The 17,699-nt window shown below is 38.8% G+C and carries 15 protein-coding genes; 8 read left to right on the plus strand and 7 right to left on the minus strand.

Annotated features, from left to right (window positions below; genetic code table 11):
• Positions 1 to 16: 16 nt before the first annotated feature.
• The 4 genes from B3I52_RS04560 to B3I52_RS04570 all read right to left on the minus strand — a co-directional run bounded on the left by B3I52_RS04560 (position 17) and on the right by B3I52_RS04570 (position 2,997).
• Complete coding sequence (locus B3I52_RS04560; RefSeq protein WP_293299264.1) at positions 17 to 232, minus strand: Txe/YoeB family addiction module toxin; 216 nt, start codon at positions 230 to 232, stop codon at positions 17 to 19.
• 18 nt (positions 233 to 250) lie between these two features.
• A complete protein-coding gene (locus B3I52_RS15905) occupies positions 251 to 367 on the minus strand; it encodes a DUF2683 family protein (RefSeq protein WP_414691871.1) in 117 nt (38 codons plus the stop codon).
• 140 nt (positions 368 to 507) lie between these two features.
• A complete protein-coding gene (locus B3I52_RS04565; protein WP_293299265.1) occupies positions 508 to 1,671 on the minus strand; it encodes an amidohydrolase family protein in 1,164 nt (387 codons plus the stop codon).
• A gap of 537 nt (positions 1,672 to 2,208) precedes the next feature.
• Positions 2,209 to 2,997 (minus strand): Cof-type HAD-IIB family hydrolase, encoded by a 789-nt coding sequence (locus B3I52_RS04570; RefSeq protein WP_293299266.1) that lies wholly within the window; start codon positions 2,995 to 2,997, stop codon positions 2,209 to 2,211.
• A gap of 118 nt (positions 2,998 to 3,115) precedes the next feature.
• Here B3I52_RS04570 and B3I52_RS04575 point away from each other — a divergent pair, with 118 nt between their 5' ends.
• The 6 genes from B3I52_RS04575 to B3I52_RS04600 all read left to right on the plus strand — a co-directional run bounded on the left by B3I52_RS04575 (position 3,116) and on the right by B3I52_RS04600 (position 8,916).
• The gene (locus B3I52_RS04575; protein WP_293299267.1) at positions 3,116 to 3,805 is read left to right on the plus strand and encodes a helix-turn-helix transcriptional regulator; all 690 of its coding nucleotides are present in this window, start codon (positions 3,116 to 3,118) and stop codon (positions 3,803 to 3,805) included.
• Between the two features lie 199 nt (positions 3,806 to 4,004).
• Positions 4,005 to 4,502 (plus strand): DinB family protein, encoded by a 498-nt coding sequence (locus B3I52_RS04580; RefSeq protein WP_293299268.1) that lies wholly within the window; start codon positions 4,005 to 4,007, stop codon positions 4,500 to 4,502.
• Between the two features lie 242 nt (positions 4,503 to 4,744).
• Positions 4,745 to 5,668 (plus strand): 23S rRNA pseudouridine(2604) synthase RluF, encoded by a 924-nt coding sequence (gene rluF, locus B3I52_RS04585; protein WP_293299269.1) that lies wholly within the window; start codon positions 4,745 to 4,747, stop codon positions 5,666 to 5,668.
• 78 nt (positions 5,669 to 5,746) lie between these two features.
• A complete protein-coding gene (gene rlmN / locus B3I52_RS04590) occupies positions 5,747 to 6,796 on the plus strand; it encodes a 23S rRNA (adenine(2503)-C(2))-methyltransferase RlmN (RefSeq protein WP_293299270.1) in 1,050 nt (349 codons plus the stop codon).
• Between the two features lie 36 nt (positions 6,797 to 6,832).
• Positions 6,833 to 7,531, plus strand: a complete 699-nt coding sequence (locus B3I52_RS04595; RefSeq protein ID WP_293299271.1) for a ComF family protein — start codon at positions 6,833 to 6,835, stop codon at positions 7,529 to 7,531.
• Positions 7,531 to 8,916, plus strand: a complete 1,386-nt coding sequence (locus tag B3I52_RS04600; protein ID WP_293299272.1) for a hypothetical protein — start codon at positions 7,531 to 7,533, stop codon at positions 8,914 to 8,916. Before B3I52_RS04595 ends, B3I52_RS04600 begins: the two co-directional genes overlap by 1 nt.
• 112 nt (positions 8,917 to 9,028) lie before the next feature.
• Here the strand turns inward: B3I52_RS04600 and B3I52_RS04605 are convergent, their stop codons facing one another.
• The gene (locus B3I52_RS04605; RefSeq protein WP_293299273.1) at positions 9,029 to 11,782 is read right to left on the minus strand and encodes a PAS domain-containing hybrid sensor histidine kinase/response regulator; all 2,754 of its coding nucleotides are present in this window, start codon (positions 11,780 to 11,782) and stop codon (positions 9,029 to 9,031) included.
• Between the two features lie 17 nt (positions 11,783 to 11,799).
• Entirely contained in the window at positions 11,800 to 13,071 is a 1,272-nt protein-coding gene (gene glyA, locus B3I52_RS04610) for a serine hydroxymethyltransferase (protein WP_293299274.1), read from the minus strand.
• Between the two features lie 184 nt (positions 13,072 to 13,255).
• On the opposite strand from glyA, the gene dxs reads away from it, so the two are divergent.
• Together dxs and fcl are read left to right on the plus strand one after the other, a co-directional pair.
• Positions 13,256 to 15,184, plus strand: a complete 1,929-nt coding sequence (gene dxs / locus B3I52_RS04615; RefSeq protein ID WP_293299275.1) for a 1-deoxy-D-xylulose-5-phosphate synthase — start codon at positions 13,256 to 13,258, stop codon at positions 15,182 to 15,184.
• A gap of 40 nt (positions 15,185 to 15,224) precedes the next feature.
• The gene (gene fcl, locus B3I52_RS04620; RefSeq protein ID WP_293299276.1) at positions 15,225 to 16,151 is read left to right on the plus strand and encodes a GDP-L-fucose synthase; all 927 of its coding nucleotides are present in this window, start codon (positions 15,225 to 15,227) and stop codon (positions 16,149 to 16,151) included.
• Positions 16,152 to 16,463: 312 nt separating this feature from the next.
• On the opposite strand, the gene B3I52_RS04625 is transcribed toward fcl, so the two are convergent.
• Positions 16,464 to 17,699: SEC-C metal-binding domain-containing protein (locus tag B3I52_RS04625; RefSeq protein WP_293299277.1), on the minus strand; the 1,236-nt coding region annotated here is incomplete at its 5' end.

A 17,699-nucleotide genomic window follows, 5' to 3' on the forward strand; every position in this document is an offset into this window, starting at 1 on the left:
GAAATTTAAACAGTTTCTAAATCATTCTATCTTTTTTATTTATCCTGCTAGACCAATAATTAGATAGCTCATATTTTAATTGCTCAGGTTGCCCAACTCCCGAATAAGGAGTTTCTTCAAGTTCAGTAAGTATTTTTTCTATTTTCTTAATACTAGCCTTGGCTCCCGATCTATAATGTTTTTCTAAATCCTTTTGAGCTTCAGGCTTTATTTCAATCCCAAACTTCTCCATATGTCTTTCGGATTTACCTTAATGCTTTTCTGCTTTCCTTATTTTCGCTACAAAATCTGGGTTATACGGACTTTCTCCTGTTATAATCTCACTCCTTCTCCTTTTTTTGAAAACGCCTACATAAAGGCCATAAATGACTTTCCGACTGCTGTACGCTCATTTATTTTTAAAGTGATTTAGTTATCGCAATTATAATTCTATAAAACAAAGATACAAAAAGACGAATACAAAACTCGAACAGGCAAAAGACACCATTAACCCTCGTAAAATGTATCCTAAATTAACCTCTTTACTTTTATAGATTTTATTAAACCTGCACTGTCTAAGCCTATTAAGTTAACGCCTGGTATTTTACCTATTTCGAAACTACCGCACCAATCATCTATACCTAAAAATTTAGCTCCATTTATGGTTGCCCATTGCAAAAGTACCTCAAAAGGCAAATGAAATTTTTGCTGAAGCGTACACATTTCGGCCAAGATAGACAGTTGATGATTGCTTGCCAAACTATCAGTCCCTAAAGTTACCTTATCTTTCAGTTCAAAAAACAGATTTACATTGGGTAGTTTATCTTCTATGTAAACATTGGCATTTGGGCACAAACACCAATATAAATCTTGGTGTTGCGCCATGGCAAAATCAATATCAGCTTTGCTAGTGAATGTATTATGCACCAATAAGGTGGTGTTGTTTGGCAATTGTGGCAAATGATAGCGAATAGCATTTTCGCCAGTACCATGCGCTTCGCTTTTTGGCACCCCCATGCGTTGGTACATGGCTTCAAAATCTCCGGTTCCTTTCTCAAAAAACTCGTTTTCGGCGGCGGTTTCTTGGTTATGGATACTTAAAATATCTTGTGGTCTAGTAATTTTTTCGATGTACCGAAACAGTTCTGTAGAAACCGAATATGGCGCATGTGGCACAACAGATGCTTTTAGTGGCCAATAACCATCTCTTATTTTAATAGCTTCGTCTATAATGGGTTGCGATGGAGAGTTAACACCAAAAACTTCTACAAAGGTATGATAGTACAAGGCGCTATGTTGCTTCACTTCTTTAGAAAGCAACTGATTGGAAATGTCGCCAACAGCTATAATTCCATTTTCGTACATCTGCTTATCGGCGGCATCCATAGCGGCAATTACCACTTGGTCTGTTGCTGCTCTCTGCGCCACAATTTCTTTCACAAAAACTGGCAATCCTGTTTGCTTTGGAATTTTTTCGAACAGATGTGATAGTTCTAAATGACAATGTGTATTTACAAAACCAGGAACCAGCACTCCTTCAAATTGCTCTACATCTTTTATATTTTTATTTATCGCTTCTTCGGCGGTTAATACGGAAACAATTTCTCCTGTTATGGCTACTTCTAATACGCCATTAGCTATGGGCGCATGGGTTATAGGATAAATCCAGTCTGCTGATAAATATCTTTGCATGTTACAAATTACAAGGAATATCTTTAAAAATTAAATTTAAGCTAAGTTTTGGATATTTTCTACCCTTACCGATAAATCAGTACAAGTTGTGTTGAGCATTGGCAGGTATTTTATTTGATTATTTTTTACCCTTAGGCAGCGACCATTTCTACAAAAAACACTCAAAACTAAAGCTTGCGAGCCCATCAACTTTGGGGATAAAAATCAAACGTTCCCAACACCAAAACATCATTCAAATGTAAAATTTTAAAATAAATTACTGCCTTAAAAAGTGGCTTTTTAGGTGTTTTGTTCGGGCCTTGTTCGGAAGACCTTCGGAAATTTGGGTCTTTTCTCGAACAGCTCTCGAACAAGCCCCGAACAAAGGGGGCTTATCCCTTTTTTTAATGTGCGTTGTTATTCCTAATTTACAGCTATATTGTCATTTAAAGTGCCCTGACCATAGCAATGGAACAACATAGAGGAAAACAGTTGCAGAACTATCCCTCCCCCATAGCTCTTTCGGAAAGTCCTTTCCTCCCCAAGTGATTACAGTAGCTATAATACCCCGTAATATTTTAAGGCATTCCAAATGCCGTCATTATCAACATCAGTGGTAATATAGTTGGCTATTGCTTTAACTTCTGGGTTAGCATTGCCCATGGCTACGCCAACGGCTACGTGGTTTAGCATTTCTATATCGTTTCCACCATCTCCAAAGGCCATGGTATTTGCAAGATCAATTCCGAAATATTTACAAAACACATCAACACCTATTTTCTTGCTTTGTCCTTTTGGGTTCACATCTGCGAAAAGGGGTGTCCACCTGGAAGCTACCGAGTTTGGCATAATGGCTGCCATGAAAGCCGATTCTTGTGCTGGCCCCATAAAAATATTAGTTTGCAGTACTGAGCTTACCTCTACTTGGTCTAAATCTACCAGTGGTGGTACTGGAAGGTTTAAATGTGCGTACATTCCCGCAATTTCTGGAGTTACATCGTGAATGTTAATTTCCTTCTCAGACATGAACGAAAAGCTTAGCGTATTTTCTTTTGCATAAGCTATAATGGCTTCAATGTCTGCCACATCTATACACTTCTTAAAAAGCAGCTCACCATTTTTGGTAGCACAATAACCTCCATTAAAAGTAATAAAACCATCAAAGTTTAAATATTTTACATGGTCGATACTGTTAATGGAGCGCCCTGTAGATAAAATAACTTTGATGCCTTTGGCTTGTAGTTCGGCTATTGCTTTTTCGGTAGATGCAGCAACTTTATGGGTTTTAAAACTGAGTAATGTACCGTCTATATCGAAAAAAACAGCTTTTATGATAGGATTTTGCATGAAACAAAGTTAAGCCTATTTTTTGCCAGAAATGTAGCAATAGCACAACAAATGTATAAGGATTGGATATCAACCCTGCTATAATGGTTAGCACGCTATAACTATTATCTTTGTAAATATGAACAGGATAGACAGGCTATTTGGCATCCTCATTTTATTGCAATCTAAAAAGCATGTAAGTGCCGAAAGCATTGCCAATCGCTTCGAAATTAGTATTCGCACCGTTTACCGCGATGTAAAAGCATTGGCCGAACAGGGCGTGCCATTAAGTTTCGAACCCAACAAAGGCTATTTTATTGTTCAAGGCTATTTTCTTCCGCCAGTTTCTTTTAATACCGACGAAGCTAGTGCGCTGCTGATGATGGAACGTTTTTTGGAAGGTTTTGCCGATAAATCTATCAAACAACATTACCAGAGTGCTTTGGATAAAGTTAAGAACATACTGAAAAGCAACCAGAAAGAAGTACTCGAAAATCTTAACGCCAACATTAGGCTTCAGCTTCCAAAACGTTTGCATAGCGATGTAGAATATCTTTCGCTCCTGCAAAATGCCATTGCGGCTAAACATATTATTGCGATCAGATACAAAAACTATAAAGCAGAAATTAGTGAGCGCCGCTTAGAGCCTATCGGATTAATCTTCTATGCTTTTTCTTGGCACCTCATTGGTTATTGTCATTTGCGCAATGCCTATCGCGATTTTAAAGTGAACAACATTCTACAACTCAATTGTTCGTCCTTACCTTTTACCATTGCTAACCACATCAGCATTAACGACTACATGAAACAACTACCTGTAGATTACTAGGTAGAACACCATCCCCTATTGCCCATATAGCACTTCTTTTTGCGCTTAACATTCCTTCGTTTTGCATTTAAGCTAAACCTCAAGCATTTTAACTGTGATATATGTTAAAAAATTAAAAAAAAATGTCTGACATATTTAGCACTGCCATAGGGTTGTCACTAGCCTACCTCAACTTTGTTAAAACAAAATATTTAAAGCTATGGACATTATTAAATTAGTAAAACAAGAACTAGCGCAGGAAGCGGTAACTACCCGTAAATTCTTAGCCTTGGTACCTTTCGATAAAACAGATTGGGCACCACACGAAAAAAGCATGAAAATGATAGACTTGGCAACACATATTGCAGACTTGTTTAGTTGGCCAAAGCTAGGTGTGGAAACAGATGAGCTCGATTTCGCAACTGCGCCTTATCATCCCGCCAAAGTTGAAACCAACGGACAACTCATTGCAACTTTAGACAAAGGCTTGGAAGAAAGCCTAGCCAGCCTATCGGAAGTTGAAGAAGCATTTTTAGAAAGGCCTTGGGTTTTACGTACAGCCGAACACATCCATGCAGAAATGACCAAATACGGCTTAATTAGGGTTTCGCTAAATCAAATTACCCACCACAGGGCGCAATTGGGTGTTTATCTACGTTTACTAAATATCCCTATCCCAGGTTCTTATGGCCCAAGTGCCGACGACCAAAATTTTTAAGGTTTCTTAAGATCTCCATTTAAAGAAAACAATTGAGCAGTAGAATGTCATCTATCGGTTCATAGCGCTGTTTGGCGAGGACACCAAATACTACCTGTAAATCAGATGTTCCATTTATTAAACAGGATCTAGGGCTTACGAGATTTATGATGAACAAACCCTAAACTTCGTAAGTCTATATTTTTAACAGATATTCGGATTAGAATTGGTTACTTTGTAAATTATTAAATCAATGCTAAATCATGGATCACACCACACGTTTAAATAAATACATTAGCGAAAGCGGACTTTGCTCTAGAAGAGCTGCAGATAGATACATTGAGCTTGGCCAAGTATTTATTAACGGCAAGAGAGCTAAAGTTGGCGACAAGGTACTGTTTGGCGATGTGGTAAGTGTAAATGGGCAAAACATCGAGCCTCGTCAGGCAGAAAACTCTATCCTTATTGCTTACAACAAACCCGTTGGTGTTACCAGTACCACCGAAGCTGGTGTTAAAGACAATATTGTAGAGCACGTAAACCACAGCGAGCGTGTTTTCCCTATTGGTAGGCTAGATAAAGATTCGCAAGGTTTAATTTTCTTGACCAACAATGGCGATTTGGTAAATAAGATTTTACGAGCTGGCAACAACCACGAAAAAGAATACGTAGTTACGGTTAACAAACCTATCAACGATGCTTTTATTGAAGGCATGAGCAAAGGTGTACCAGTTTTGGGCGTAATGACAAAAAAATGCAAAGTAGTACAAGAAGGCAGCAATGTGTTTCGTATTACCTTGGTGCAGGGCTTAAACAGACAAATTCGACGTATGTGCGAGTACTTTGGCTTCGAAGTGATCAAACTAGAGCGTGTTCGCATCATGAACATCACTTTAAAAGGACTAGCCATTGGCGATTGGCGTGAACTAGACGAGCAAGAACAAGCCGAAATTAACAAACTGTTGGCTAAATCTAACTCAGAAAGTGGTAAACTGCAAAAAACATCGTCTGCGCCTAAGTCTCAAAAAGCACCTAGCAAAGCTAAACCTACCAATGCAGGTGCAAACGTTGACAGAAGATCGAAAACTAATGTAAAAACAAACAGCAAGCCCGCCAATAAAAACACTAAAGGAGGTTTTTCGAAAGCTAAGCCTACTAGCTTTGGCCCAAGAGGGAAAAGAAAGTAAACTGAATAGCAAGTTAAAAATTATAGCAAAGCTGATGTAGAATTATCGCATCAGCTTTTTTTTGTAACTTTGCGCCCTATGCAAGCCACCAAAAAGATAGATATTAGAGCTTTAAGCCCGGAACAGTTAACCCAACATTTTAAGGATATGGGCGAACCTGCATTTAGGGCAAAGCAAGTTTATCAATGGCTTTGGGAAAAATCGGCCCGTAATTTCGATGAGATGAGCAATCTCTCTAAAGATTTGCGCAAGAAATTAGATGAAGGTTATGCCATCAACACTGTTGAGATTAGCAATGCGCAATTCAGCAACGACCACACCATCAAAAATGCTTTCCGTTTATACGATGGCAACATTGTAGAAGGCGTTTTAATTCCAACAGAAGAACGTATGACTGCCTGCGTAAGCTCGCAAGTAGGCTGTAGTTTAACTTGCAAATTCTGCGCAACGGGTTACATGGATCGTGTACGTAATCTAAATGCCGATGAAATTTACGACCAGGTGGTTCTGATCGACCAACAAGCCAAGCAAAATTACAACATCCCCTTAACCAACATTGTATATATGGGCATGGGCGAGCCTCTGTTGAATTATGCCAACGTGTTAAAATCTATCGAACGCATTACCGCTCCAGATGGCTTAAACATGTCGTACAAACGCATTACCGTTTCTACAGCCGGCATTGCCAAAATGATTAAAAAACTGGGCGATGATGGCGCAAAATTTAACCTGGCACTATCATTACACGCCGCTAACGACCAAAAACGACACGAAATTATGCCCATTACCGAGCATAATTCTTTAAAAGCATTGGCCGAAGCATTAAAGTACTACTTCCAAAAGACTAAAAATCCCGTTACTTACGAGTACATCGTTTTCAATAACTTTAACGACGAAATACAGGATGCGATGGAGTTAGCCAAATTCTGTAAACATGTGCCTTGTAAGGTTAACCTCATCGAATACAACCCTATCCAGTTTGCTGATTTTATTAATGCCGAAGGCGATAAAATTGATGCCTTTGCCAGTTACTTAAAGAAACAAGGCATCACCACCAATATTCGCCGCAGCCGCGGTAAAGATATTGATGCCGCCTGTGGGCAGTTGGCGGTAAAAGAGAAGGCATAAACATCTACAATTCACTAAAAATCATTAACTTGTATAATGTTTGCGTTAAAACGTTATACCGAAGACCTCATTAATTTGCTCTTTCCGGAGTTGTGTAACGGTTGTGGCAAATTACTCTATCATGGCGAAAAACAGATCTGTACTAAATGTTTATATGACCTGCCCTATACCGATTTTCATTTGTACCCAGACAACCTTGTAGCCAAACAACTTTGGGGCAGATTACCCGTAGATGCAGCCATGGCAATGCTTTATTTTAAAAAGGAAACCAAAGTTCAAAATTTGATACATGGGTTAAAATACGATGGTAAAACCGAAATTGGAACCATGCTTGGCAAGCTTTTAGCTCAGAAACTGACCGAAAGCGAGCTTTATGCTAGTATTGATTTAATAATTCCAGTTCCCTTACACCAAAAGAAATTAAGGTTAAGAGGTTACAATCAAAGTGAGTATATTGCACAAGGTTTGGCCGAAGAACTAGTAATAGCCCTGAGCACTAAAAATTTAACAAGAAATAAAGCCACCGAAAGCCAAACCAAAAAAGCAAGATATACCCGATACGAGAATATGCAAACGGTTTTCAGCGTTAGTAATGCAGCTGAAATTGCCGACAAACACGTTCTCTTGATAGACGATGTAATTACCACCGGTGCTACTTTAGAAGCCTGCGGAAATGCCTTGTTAAACCACGGAATTAAAAAACTGAGCATAGCTGCCATAGCATTTGCAGAATAATGAAACATAGTACGTTACTTATTTTACTTGCCCTACTTACCTTGTCTTTTGCAGCCTGCAATAAAGATGAAGATATTACTTTTGACCCCAATGTGAAGCTAAACTTTTCTACCGATAGCGTGTTGTTCGACACGGTTTTTACTGCTGTTGGTTCTACGGTGCGCAGGTTTAAAGTTTTTAACTACAACCCAAAAGCCATTAATATCGATGAAATTAAAATTAGTGGTGGCGCAAGTTCTCCTTTCCTTATCAATGTTAATGGCAAGCAAATGGTTGGAGAAAAAAACCTTAAAATTAACGGTAACGATTCTATCAACATATTGGTTAAGGTAAATATTAACCCTACACTAGATAACCAACCTTTTATTGTGGAAGACTCTATTTTGATGTTTTTTAACGGAAAGAAAGAAAAAATTCCTTTGGTGGCCTATGGGCAAAACGCCATTTTCCTTAAAAATACTGTCCTTAAAAACAATACGGTTTGGGATAGCAAATTGCCCTACATTGTTTCTAATACCCTTACCATAGAAGAAGGTGCAACGCTAGATATTGCCGCTGGCACAAGAGTACTATTTCACAAAGGCGCTACTCTAAACGTTAAAGGCACTTTAACTGCTATTGGCACCAGAAAAGACACCATTTTGTTCGCTAGCGACAGAACCGAACGCATTTATGAAGAAGAGCCCGGCCAATGGAACGGCATTCATTTTTACGGAAGCAGTAAAAACTCTGTCATTAATTATGCTACCATCAAAAATGGCATTGCTGGCCTTACTGTCGATTCTTTATCGCCTAACAACAACCCTAAATTAGTACTTGCAAATACCGTGGTTAAAAATATGCAGGTAGTGGGCTTTTTGGGCTATCATACCGATTTAGCGGCATACAATAATCTTTTTTATAACTGCGGCCAGTATTTGGTATATGGTATTGGCGGTGGAAATTACGATTTAGCTCAAAATACCTTTGCCGCTTACAACTTCGGCTTTGCCAGACGAACTCCTGCCATATTTTTATCGGATTTTATAAGCAATAATGAATTTGCCTCTTTAAAAGCTACTTTAAGCAATAACATTATATGGGGCAGTTTAGAAAATGAGCTAACGATAGAAAAAAAATCGAAAGCGGTTTCGGTAACCGATGTGAAGAATAATTTAATTAAAACCACCGAAACCCTATTTAATGGAAACGGGAATGTCATTAATATCGATCCTTTATTCATAAATACAAGACAAGGGAATTTTAAGCTTAACGAAGACAGTCCTATAAAAAACAAAGGCCTTAACCTTAGTGCCCACCCTTATTTTTCCTTATACCTATCAAAAGACCTGCTACAAAAAGAAAGATTATTCCCCTCTGAATTAGGGTGTTACGAAAAAAATTAAATAAAATGAGTTTTTTAAAAAACAATTGATGTTGCTGCTCGTTTAATATATCGAGAGCGTTAATTTAGATGGTAAGGGTCGATTATTCCACTCGGGATATCGGCCCTTTACTTTACACCAAGAATTGGGCTAAAACCTTTTTTATTTCGCTCGGATTAAATGGTTTTAGGATATGCCCGTTCATACCGCTTTCCTTAAACTTGCTTTCTTCATTATGCAATGTAGAAGCTGTAAGCGCAACAATTGGCAATGTTTTATAATATTTCTCTTCCATCCCCCGTATAATAGTGGTAGTTTCAAATCCTGTAATTCCTGGCATTTTAATATCCATAAATACCAAATCGTACTTATTTTTAGTGATTTTTTCAATAGCCTCATAGCCATCCGCAGCAAAATCAAGCACTAAACCCCATTTTATTAAAATACGCTTGGCAATTAAAATATTGATTTCATTATCATCTACAATTAAAACGCGTTTTCCATCAAAAACTACAGGCCTTAACTTCTCTTGCGTTTCTACCTGCGTAACCTTGTCGAAACCAATTACAAATGAAAATGATGCACCTTTACCCTCTACACTATCCACTTTAATGTCAGACTGATACAGCTTTAATAATTTCTTGGTAATTGCCAAACCTAAACCAGTGCCGCCGTATTTTCTAGAAATATCTGCCCTTGCCTGCGTAAAGGTTTCAAAAATATAGTCTTTTTTATCCAGAGGGATACCTATGCCGTTGTCTTTAACCTCAAAATAAACATCAACTTTAGTTGTACTTTCGTGCTGCATTTTTACAGTCAACTCTACCCTACCATTAGTGGTAAACTTAATGGCATTGCCTAACAAGTTCATCAATACTTGATATAGCCTAAGCTTATCTGCCGACACCAAAGTTGGTATTTGCTTATCGAAATTTAAGCTTAATATATTTTGCTGCTTAGTAGCATTAACCTTTAATGAGCTAATGATATCGTTACACAACAACTGAAGGTTGACGGGCAAATACTCTAAATGAAGATTACCAGTTTCTATTTTGGTAAAATCGAGCACATCGTTAATAATGTTTAATAAGTTTTCGCCAGAGAACTTTAAAATATTGAGATCTTCTGTTTGTGAGGGTTTAGGATCATTTTCGATAAGCAAATGAGTCATTCCGATAATGGCATTTAACGGCGTTCTTATTTCGTGGCTCATTACCGAAAGAAACATTTCTTTGGCTTCGCTTAACTGTGTTGCCTGCTCCTTTGCCTGTATAATATCTCGTTCTACTTGTTTACGCTCGGTAATATCAGTAATTAACTCAATATACCGTTCTATCTTATTTTTACTATTTATAATAGGGGTATTGGCTACTGCCAACCAAATTGAAGTGCCATCTTTTTTTTGGGCCAAAACTTCAATAGAGAACGATTTTTTATGCTCTGATGCGGCTCTTGCCTGTAAAATTACCTGTCGATCTGTTTCATCATTAGAAAGTACGTCGCCCAACATTTTCCCCGAAAGCTCTGCTGCCGAGTAGCCTATTAATTGTTCCAACGCTTCGTTTACCCAGGTAATTTCCCCATTTTTATCGCAAATGGCCACCCCTGTATGTGTTTTACTTGCTACAGTAGATAATACTTCTAATTCCTGTTCGGCTTTTTTCTTAGCAGTAATATCTATAATAATTTCTATTTCCGTTTCTACTTCGCCGTCTGCACTTAAAATAATGGTACTATAAATAGAAAGCCATATTTTAGTTTTGTCTTTCTTATAGGCAAGAACATCTACGGTAAAAGATTTTTTTTCGCTGGTAAGCTTTCTAGCTTCTTCAATTACGGCCCAATCTGTTTCTGGCCCTCTTATTAAATCGCCCAGAGGCTTACCTTGAATATCCTGTAAAGTAAAGCCTGTAATTTCTGTAAAGGCATCGTTTGCCCAGCTTACGCGGTTATAATCATCACTAATAACTACGCCGTTGTTTACCTTACTGGCTACAAAAGAAAGATGCGTTAACTCCATGTCAAGGCGTTTTTTTTCGGTAATATCCCTACCGTAACTATACCACCTATCATTTTTGCTAACCATGCTCCAGCTTAGCCACTTAATTTTACCGGCACTATCTACCACCCTAAAGTCTAACACGAAATGCTTTGCTTTACTTTGGAGACCTTGTTGTAAATGCGCTGTTATTTTTGCTATATCATCTTTATAACAAAAGCTCCACATGCTTTTGCCTTGTATTTCACTTACATGGTAACCAAGCATGGTATTAACCGCTTCGTTGATAAACAATATATCTCCTTCACGATTCAAAATACAATGTACTTCGGGCGAAGCTTGAAAAACATCCACGAACTCTTCCGAACGTTTGGTTTGCGCTAGGAGTTGCAAGTTTTTTCGTCTTAACGTTAGTTGCGCAATAACTTGGACAGCTAGCGTTTGTAGTGCTTCGATTTGTAGGGGGCTTAAAGATTTTTCTTCGTCACCTATTACACAAAGAAAACCTAAAGAAAAGCCGTCTGCATCTTTTAAAGGAATACTCGCATAGAAAACCATACCAGACTCCAAAACCGATAAGCTGTTTGCAAATTCCCTAGCCTTCTTCACGTTTGGCACTATATAAGGGCTCTTGTACAGTGCAAATTGGCTAATGGCATCTTCTCTCAGAAAAACTCGCTCTTTGGTTAATAGACCAAAACTTGCTTTAAATACAATATGCTGCCGATCTACAAAGGCAATGCAAGCCTTTTTGGTAGCAGCAATCTGAGCAGCCAATTTTACGAGATTGTCTAATTCATTTTCAAGCCCCTCTCCAAGCATGTCATAAGAATAAAGCGCAGCCAAACGCTGCTCTTCTGTCGAAGAAGTTGGAGAGGGGCTAATCATATTAAATATCGAATAAACTACTTATAAAGAGGGAAACGACTTACCAATGCCTGAACTTTTATTTTAACCTCATTCAGTATTTGATCGTTTCCTGAATTGGTCAATGCCTCATCAATTAACTCCACAATATCGACCATTTCGGTTTCTTTAAAACCTCTAGAAGTAATTGCCGCAGTACCTACCCTAAACCCAGAGGTTACAAATGGTGATTTATCATCAAAAGGCACCATGTTTTTGTTAACTGTAATGTCCGCTTTTCCTAAAGCTTCTTCTGCAGCTTTTCCGGTGATATTTTTATTTCTTAAATCGATTAACATTAAGTGATTGTCTGTACCGCCAGAAATAATGCCGTAACCTTTAGCCACAAATGCTTTAGCCATGGCCTGTGCATTGACACCAACTTGTTTAATATAATCGCCATACTCGTCAGTTAAAGCTTCGCCAAATGCAATTGCTTTTGCTGCAATAATGTGCTCTAATGGGCCGCCTTGTGTACCCGGAAAAACAGCCATATCTAACAAGTTAGACATCATTCTTGTTTCGCCTTTTGGTGTTTTTAAGCCCCAAGGGTTTTCAAAATCTTTACCCATCATGATCATTCCGCCACGCGGGCCACGTAAAGTTTTGTGTGTAGTAGTGGTTACAATATGGCAATGCGGAAGCGGATTGTCCAACAAACCTTTAGCAATAAATCCTGCTGGGTGCGAAATATCAGCCAATACCAACGCACCAATTTGATCTGCTACTTTACGAATAAAAGCGTAATCCCACTCTCTTGAATAAGCAGAGGCACCACAGATAATCAACTTTGGCTTTTCGGCCAAGGCCACTTCTTCCAATTTAGCATAATCAATTAAACCATCTTCTTTTTTTACTCCGTAGAACAAAGGTTGATATAGTTTTCCAGAGAAATTAACAGGAGAACCATGCGTTAAGTGACCGCCGTGAGACAAATCGAAACCTAAGATTTTATCACCAGGTTGGATTACTGCCAGCATTACCGCAGCATTAGCCTGAGCGCCCGAGTGTGGTTGTACGTTTACCCATGCAGCACCGAAAAGCTTTTTAGCTCTTTCAATGGCAATGTTTTCTATTTCATCTACCACTTGGCAACCGCCATAGTAACGTTTTCCAGGTAAACCTTCAGCGTACTTGTTCGTTAATACCGATCCCGCAGCTTCCATTACTTGTTTGCTTACGAAATTCTCAGAAGCGATAAGCTCTAATCCGTGTTCTTGTCTGTCTAGTTCTTTGTCAATTAAATCGAAAACTAATGTGTCTCTGTTCATTATTAGAAATTGGAAATATGTATTTGTTTCGGTAAAAATACTCAAAATATTAGGTTATACAATGAGCTAATTTGCATAACTAAGTCATTCTCATAAACATTCGGAAACATGACCTATCAATTTGAAACAATTCTTAATAGATTTGTTAAACAAAATACCGTAATTTGTACTTTTATAATATTAAATGGAAGTTAAGACAGGGCCTTTATTATCAACGATAAACTATCCAGAGGATTTAAAAAAATATAGCGAGCTAGAGCTAGAGCAAATTTGTCAGGAGTTACGCCAATACATTATTGATGTAGTGAGCGTTAATGGAGGTCATTTTGGAGCAAGTTTAGGCGTGGTAGAGTTAACCGTTGCGTTACATTATGCCTTAAATACCCCTTACGACAAACTGATTTGGGACGTAGGCCACCAAGCTTATGGGCATAAAATCTTAACAGGACGAAGGGAGCTTTTCCATACCAACAGAATTATTAACGGCATTAGCGGTTTCCCTAAAATTAGCGAAAGCGAGTACGATACTTTTGGTGTTGGCCACTCATCTACTTCAATTTCTGCCGCATTGGGTATGGCTGTTGCTTCACATTATAAAGGAGAGAAAGACAGGCAACATGTTGCTGTAATTGGCGATGGTGCCATGACCGCAGGCTTAGCTTTTGAGGGATTAAACCACGCGGGTATCGAAAAATCTAACGTTTTAGTGATTTTGAACGACAACTGTATGTCTATTGACCCTAACGTTGGTGCGCTAAAAGAATACTTAACCAGCATTACTACTTCTAAATCTTACAACCGTTTTAGAGATGATGTTTTCAATGTGCTAACCAAACTTTCTGAACTTGGTCCAAACGCACAGAAATACGCAAAGAAAATCCAAAAAAGCATTAAAGGCACTTTATTAAAACAAAGCAACCTTTTCGAAGCTTTAAATTTTAGATATTTCGGCCCTGTTGATGGTCATGATGTGAAGCGTTTAGCCGCTATCATTAAAGACCTGAAAGATATTCCTGGCCCAAAACTATTGCATTGTGTTACGGTTAAGGGTAAAGGTTTCGCTTTGGCCGAAAAAGACCAAACCAAATGGCATGCCCCAGGCTTATTCGATAAAATTACTGGCGAAATTAAAAAGCCTGTAATTGATAAACCGCAGCCGCCAAAATACCAAGATGTTTTTGGACATACCATGGTAGAATTAGCCGAAGCAAATGATAAAATTGTAGGGATTACCCCTGCAATGCCTTCAGGTTCTTCACTAAACATCATGATGAAAGCCATGCCAAACAGAGCTTTTGATGTGGGCATTGCCGAACAACATGCCGTTACCTTCTCGGCCGGTTTAGCTACGCAAGGACTGGTTCCTTTCTGTAACATCTACTCTAGCTTTATGCAAAGGGCTTACGACCAAGTCATCCACGATGTGGCCATACAAAACTTGAATGTGGTATTTTGTTTAGATAGAGCTGGTTTAGCAGGCGCCGATGGCGCAACCCACCACGGTGCTTACGACTTAGCTTTTATGCGATGTATCCCAAATATGGTAGTGGCATCTCCGATGAACGAAGAAGAACTGCGCAACATGATGTACACCGCACAATTAGAAAACAAAGGCCCTTTTACCATTCGTTACCCACGAGGAAACGGCATGCTGCCCGACTGGAAACGTCCGTTAAATGAATTACAAATAGGCAAAGGCCGTAAAATATGCGATGGTGAAGATGTTGCCATATTAACCATTGGCCATGTAGGTAATTTTGCAGTTGAAGCTTGCAAGGAGTTGAATAGCGATGGTATTACCCCTGCTCATTACGATTTACGTTTTGTGAAGCCTTTAGATGAAGAACTACTTCACGAAGTATTTACTCGTTTTAAGAACGTAATTACTGTAGAAGATGGTTGCTTACAAGGAGGTATGGGCAGTGCTGTACTAGAGTTTATGGCCGATAACGGGTACAAAGCCAATGTACTTAGGCTGGGTATTCCTGACGAGATTATAGAACATGGCGAACAACCCGAATTATGGGCGCTTTGTGGATACGATACCCCTTCAATTATCCAAGCTGTAAAGAAAATTGCGGTAAGCAGACCAACTAAAACAATGGCTTCATAGCCTTCAACAAGCTCAGGCCGACAAACAAATAAAACAACAATTGGAAAAGCATTCTAAAATTTTTGTAGCAGGTCACCGCGGAATGGTTGGCTCGGCTATTTATCGCAAACTTCAGAAAGAAGGTTACCAAAACATTATCACCAAAACTTCGAAGGAACTAGATTTACGCAACCAGCAAGCAGTAGCTGATTTTTTTGCCGCAGAAAAACCTGATTACGTTTTTTTAGCAGCAGCAAAAGTGGGGGGCATTGTAGCCAACAATACTTACAGGGCAGATTTTTTGTATGAGAACCTAGCTATCCAGAATAATGTGATCCATCAGTCTTATGTAAATGGGGTTAAAAAATTGATGTTTTTAGGCTCTAGCTGTATTTACCCTAAAATGGCTCCTCAACCGCTTAAAGAAGAGTACTTGCTAACTGGATTACTAGAACCTACCAACGAACCTTATGCCATCGCTAAAATTGCAGGCATTAAAATGTGCGTTGCTTACAGAGACCAATATGGCTGTAACTTTATTTCGGTAATGCCAACCAATTTGTACGGATTGAACGACAATTATCACCCAGAAAATTCGCACGTGTTACCTGCTTTAATTAGAAAATTTGATGAAGCTAAAAACAATGGTAGCAAGGAAGTAGTAATTTGGGGAACAGGTTCGCCCATGCGTGAGTTTTTATTTGCTGATGATTTGGCCGATGCCTGTTATTATCTTATGGAAAATTACAATGAGCCTCATTTAATTAACATTGGTACAGGCGAAGATTTAACCATTAAAGATTTGGCTTTAGCCGTTAAAAAAACTATTGGTTTTGAAGGCAATTTAGTGTTCGACACCAGCAAACCAGATGGCACACCACGTAAACTAATGGATGTTTCTAAGCTTCATAACTTAGGTTGGAAACACCAAGTAGAATTGGAAGAAGGACTGAAATTAGCCTATCAGGATTATTTAAGCAAGAAATAAACAAAGTTCTAATTAAAACTCCACAGAGGCTACTTTTAATATTTTAAGGCTGACAAAACTTAACTTTATTTGTTATTTTCTGAGCTATAAGAAACTGTTTAAAACCAAAAGCACCTCTTTTACAGCTCATGTTTGGTGAAGGTGCCGAACATTACCTGAGCCAATATACGGCGCATCCCCGCCGTCTAGATGATTTCTTTGCGGGCTTTATATTATCTGCAACTAAAAACATACAAAAAAGCCTCAGGCATTTTGCCCGAGGCTTTACAATAAGCTATTAAATTATCCCCTTGGGAGATTTATAAGTGCCCTTTATGCATTTGCACCGTGGCAGTTTTTAAACTTCTTGCCGCTTCCGCATGGGCAAGGTTCGTTTCGTCCAACGGTAGCTTCTTTTCTAATAGGCTGCAAAGGTTGTGGCTCACGCGTATCACCTACTAAATCTAAGTCAGCATGTTGGTCGCCATACTCTTGCTTTGTGGTTTGCAGCTTAGGTAATGGCTTTGGTGCAACCGCCTCTTTAACCTGATCTGGCTCTTGTTGCATTGGTATGCCACCTTTAAACAAGAAGCTCACTACTTCTTTATTTACCACATTTAGCATGCCTTTAAACAAGTTAAAAGCTTCCATTTTATAAATTACCAATGGATCCTTTTGCTCGTAAACCGCATTTTGCACCGACTGTTTCAACTCGTCCATTTCACGTAAATGCTCTTTCCAGCTATCATCTATCAATGCCAAAATAATGGTTTTCTCAAATGCCTTGGTAATTTCTCTACCGTTGTTTTCGATAGCTTTTTTCAATTCTACCGGAACTTGTACATGACGCATACCATCAGTAAACGGCACCACAATTTGTTCAATAGCGTCGCCTCTATCAGCAAAAACCTGTTTTAAAACAGGCATGGCTTGGTTAATGATTCCTTCCGATTTACGTAAGTAGAAACTGGTAACTTCTTCGAACAATCTATCTGTTAAATCATGAATTTTAGTACTGTTAAATTCTTGCTCTGTAACTTGAGTATCTACCGAGAAATTTTTAATTACCTCTAGCTTAAAGCCTTCGTAATTGCTGCTTTCTTTGTATTCGGTTACTACATCTTCCACAACATCAAAAATCATGTTGTTCATGTCAACGTCTAAACGGTCGCCAAACAAGGCATTACGGCGCTTCGCATAAATTACCGAACGTTGTGAGTTCATCACATCATCGTACTCTAACAAACGCTTACGCACACCAAAGTTGTTTTCTTCTACTTTTTTCTGCGCTCTTTCAATAGAGTTGGTAATCATAGAGTGTTGGATTACCTCGCCCTCTTCGATACCCATGCGCACCATAATGTTAGAGATACGCTCTGAGCCGAACAAACGCATTAAGTTATCTTCTAACGAAACGAAGAACTGCGAAGTTCCCGGATCGCCTTGACGACCTGCACGACCACGTAACTGCCTATCTACACGACGAGACTCGTGACGTTCTGTACCAATAATTGCCAAACCTCCAGCTTCTTTAACGCCTGGGCCCAATTTAATATCGGTACCACGACC

This window comes from Pedobacter sp. UBA4863 (assembly GCF_002399615.1).
GTDB lineage: Bacteria > Bacteroidota > Bacteroidia > Sphingobacteriales > Sphingobacteriaceae > Pedobacter.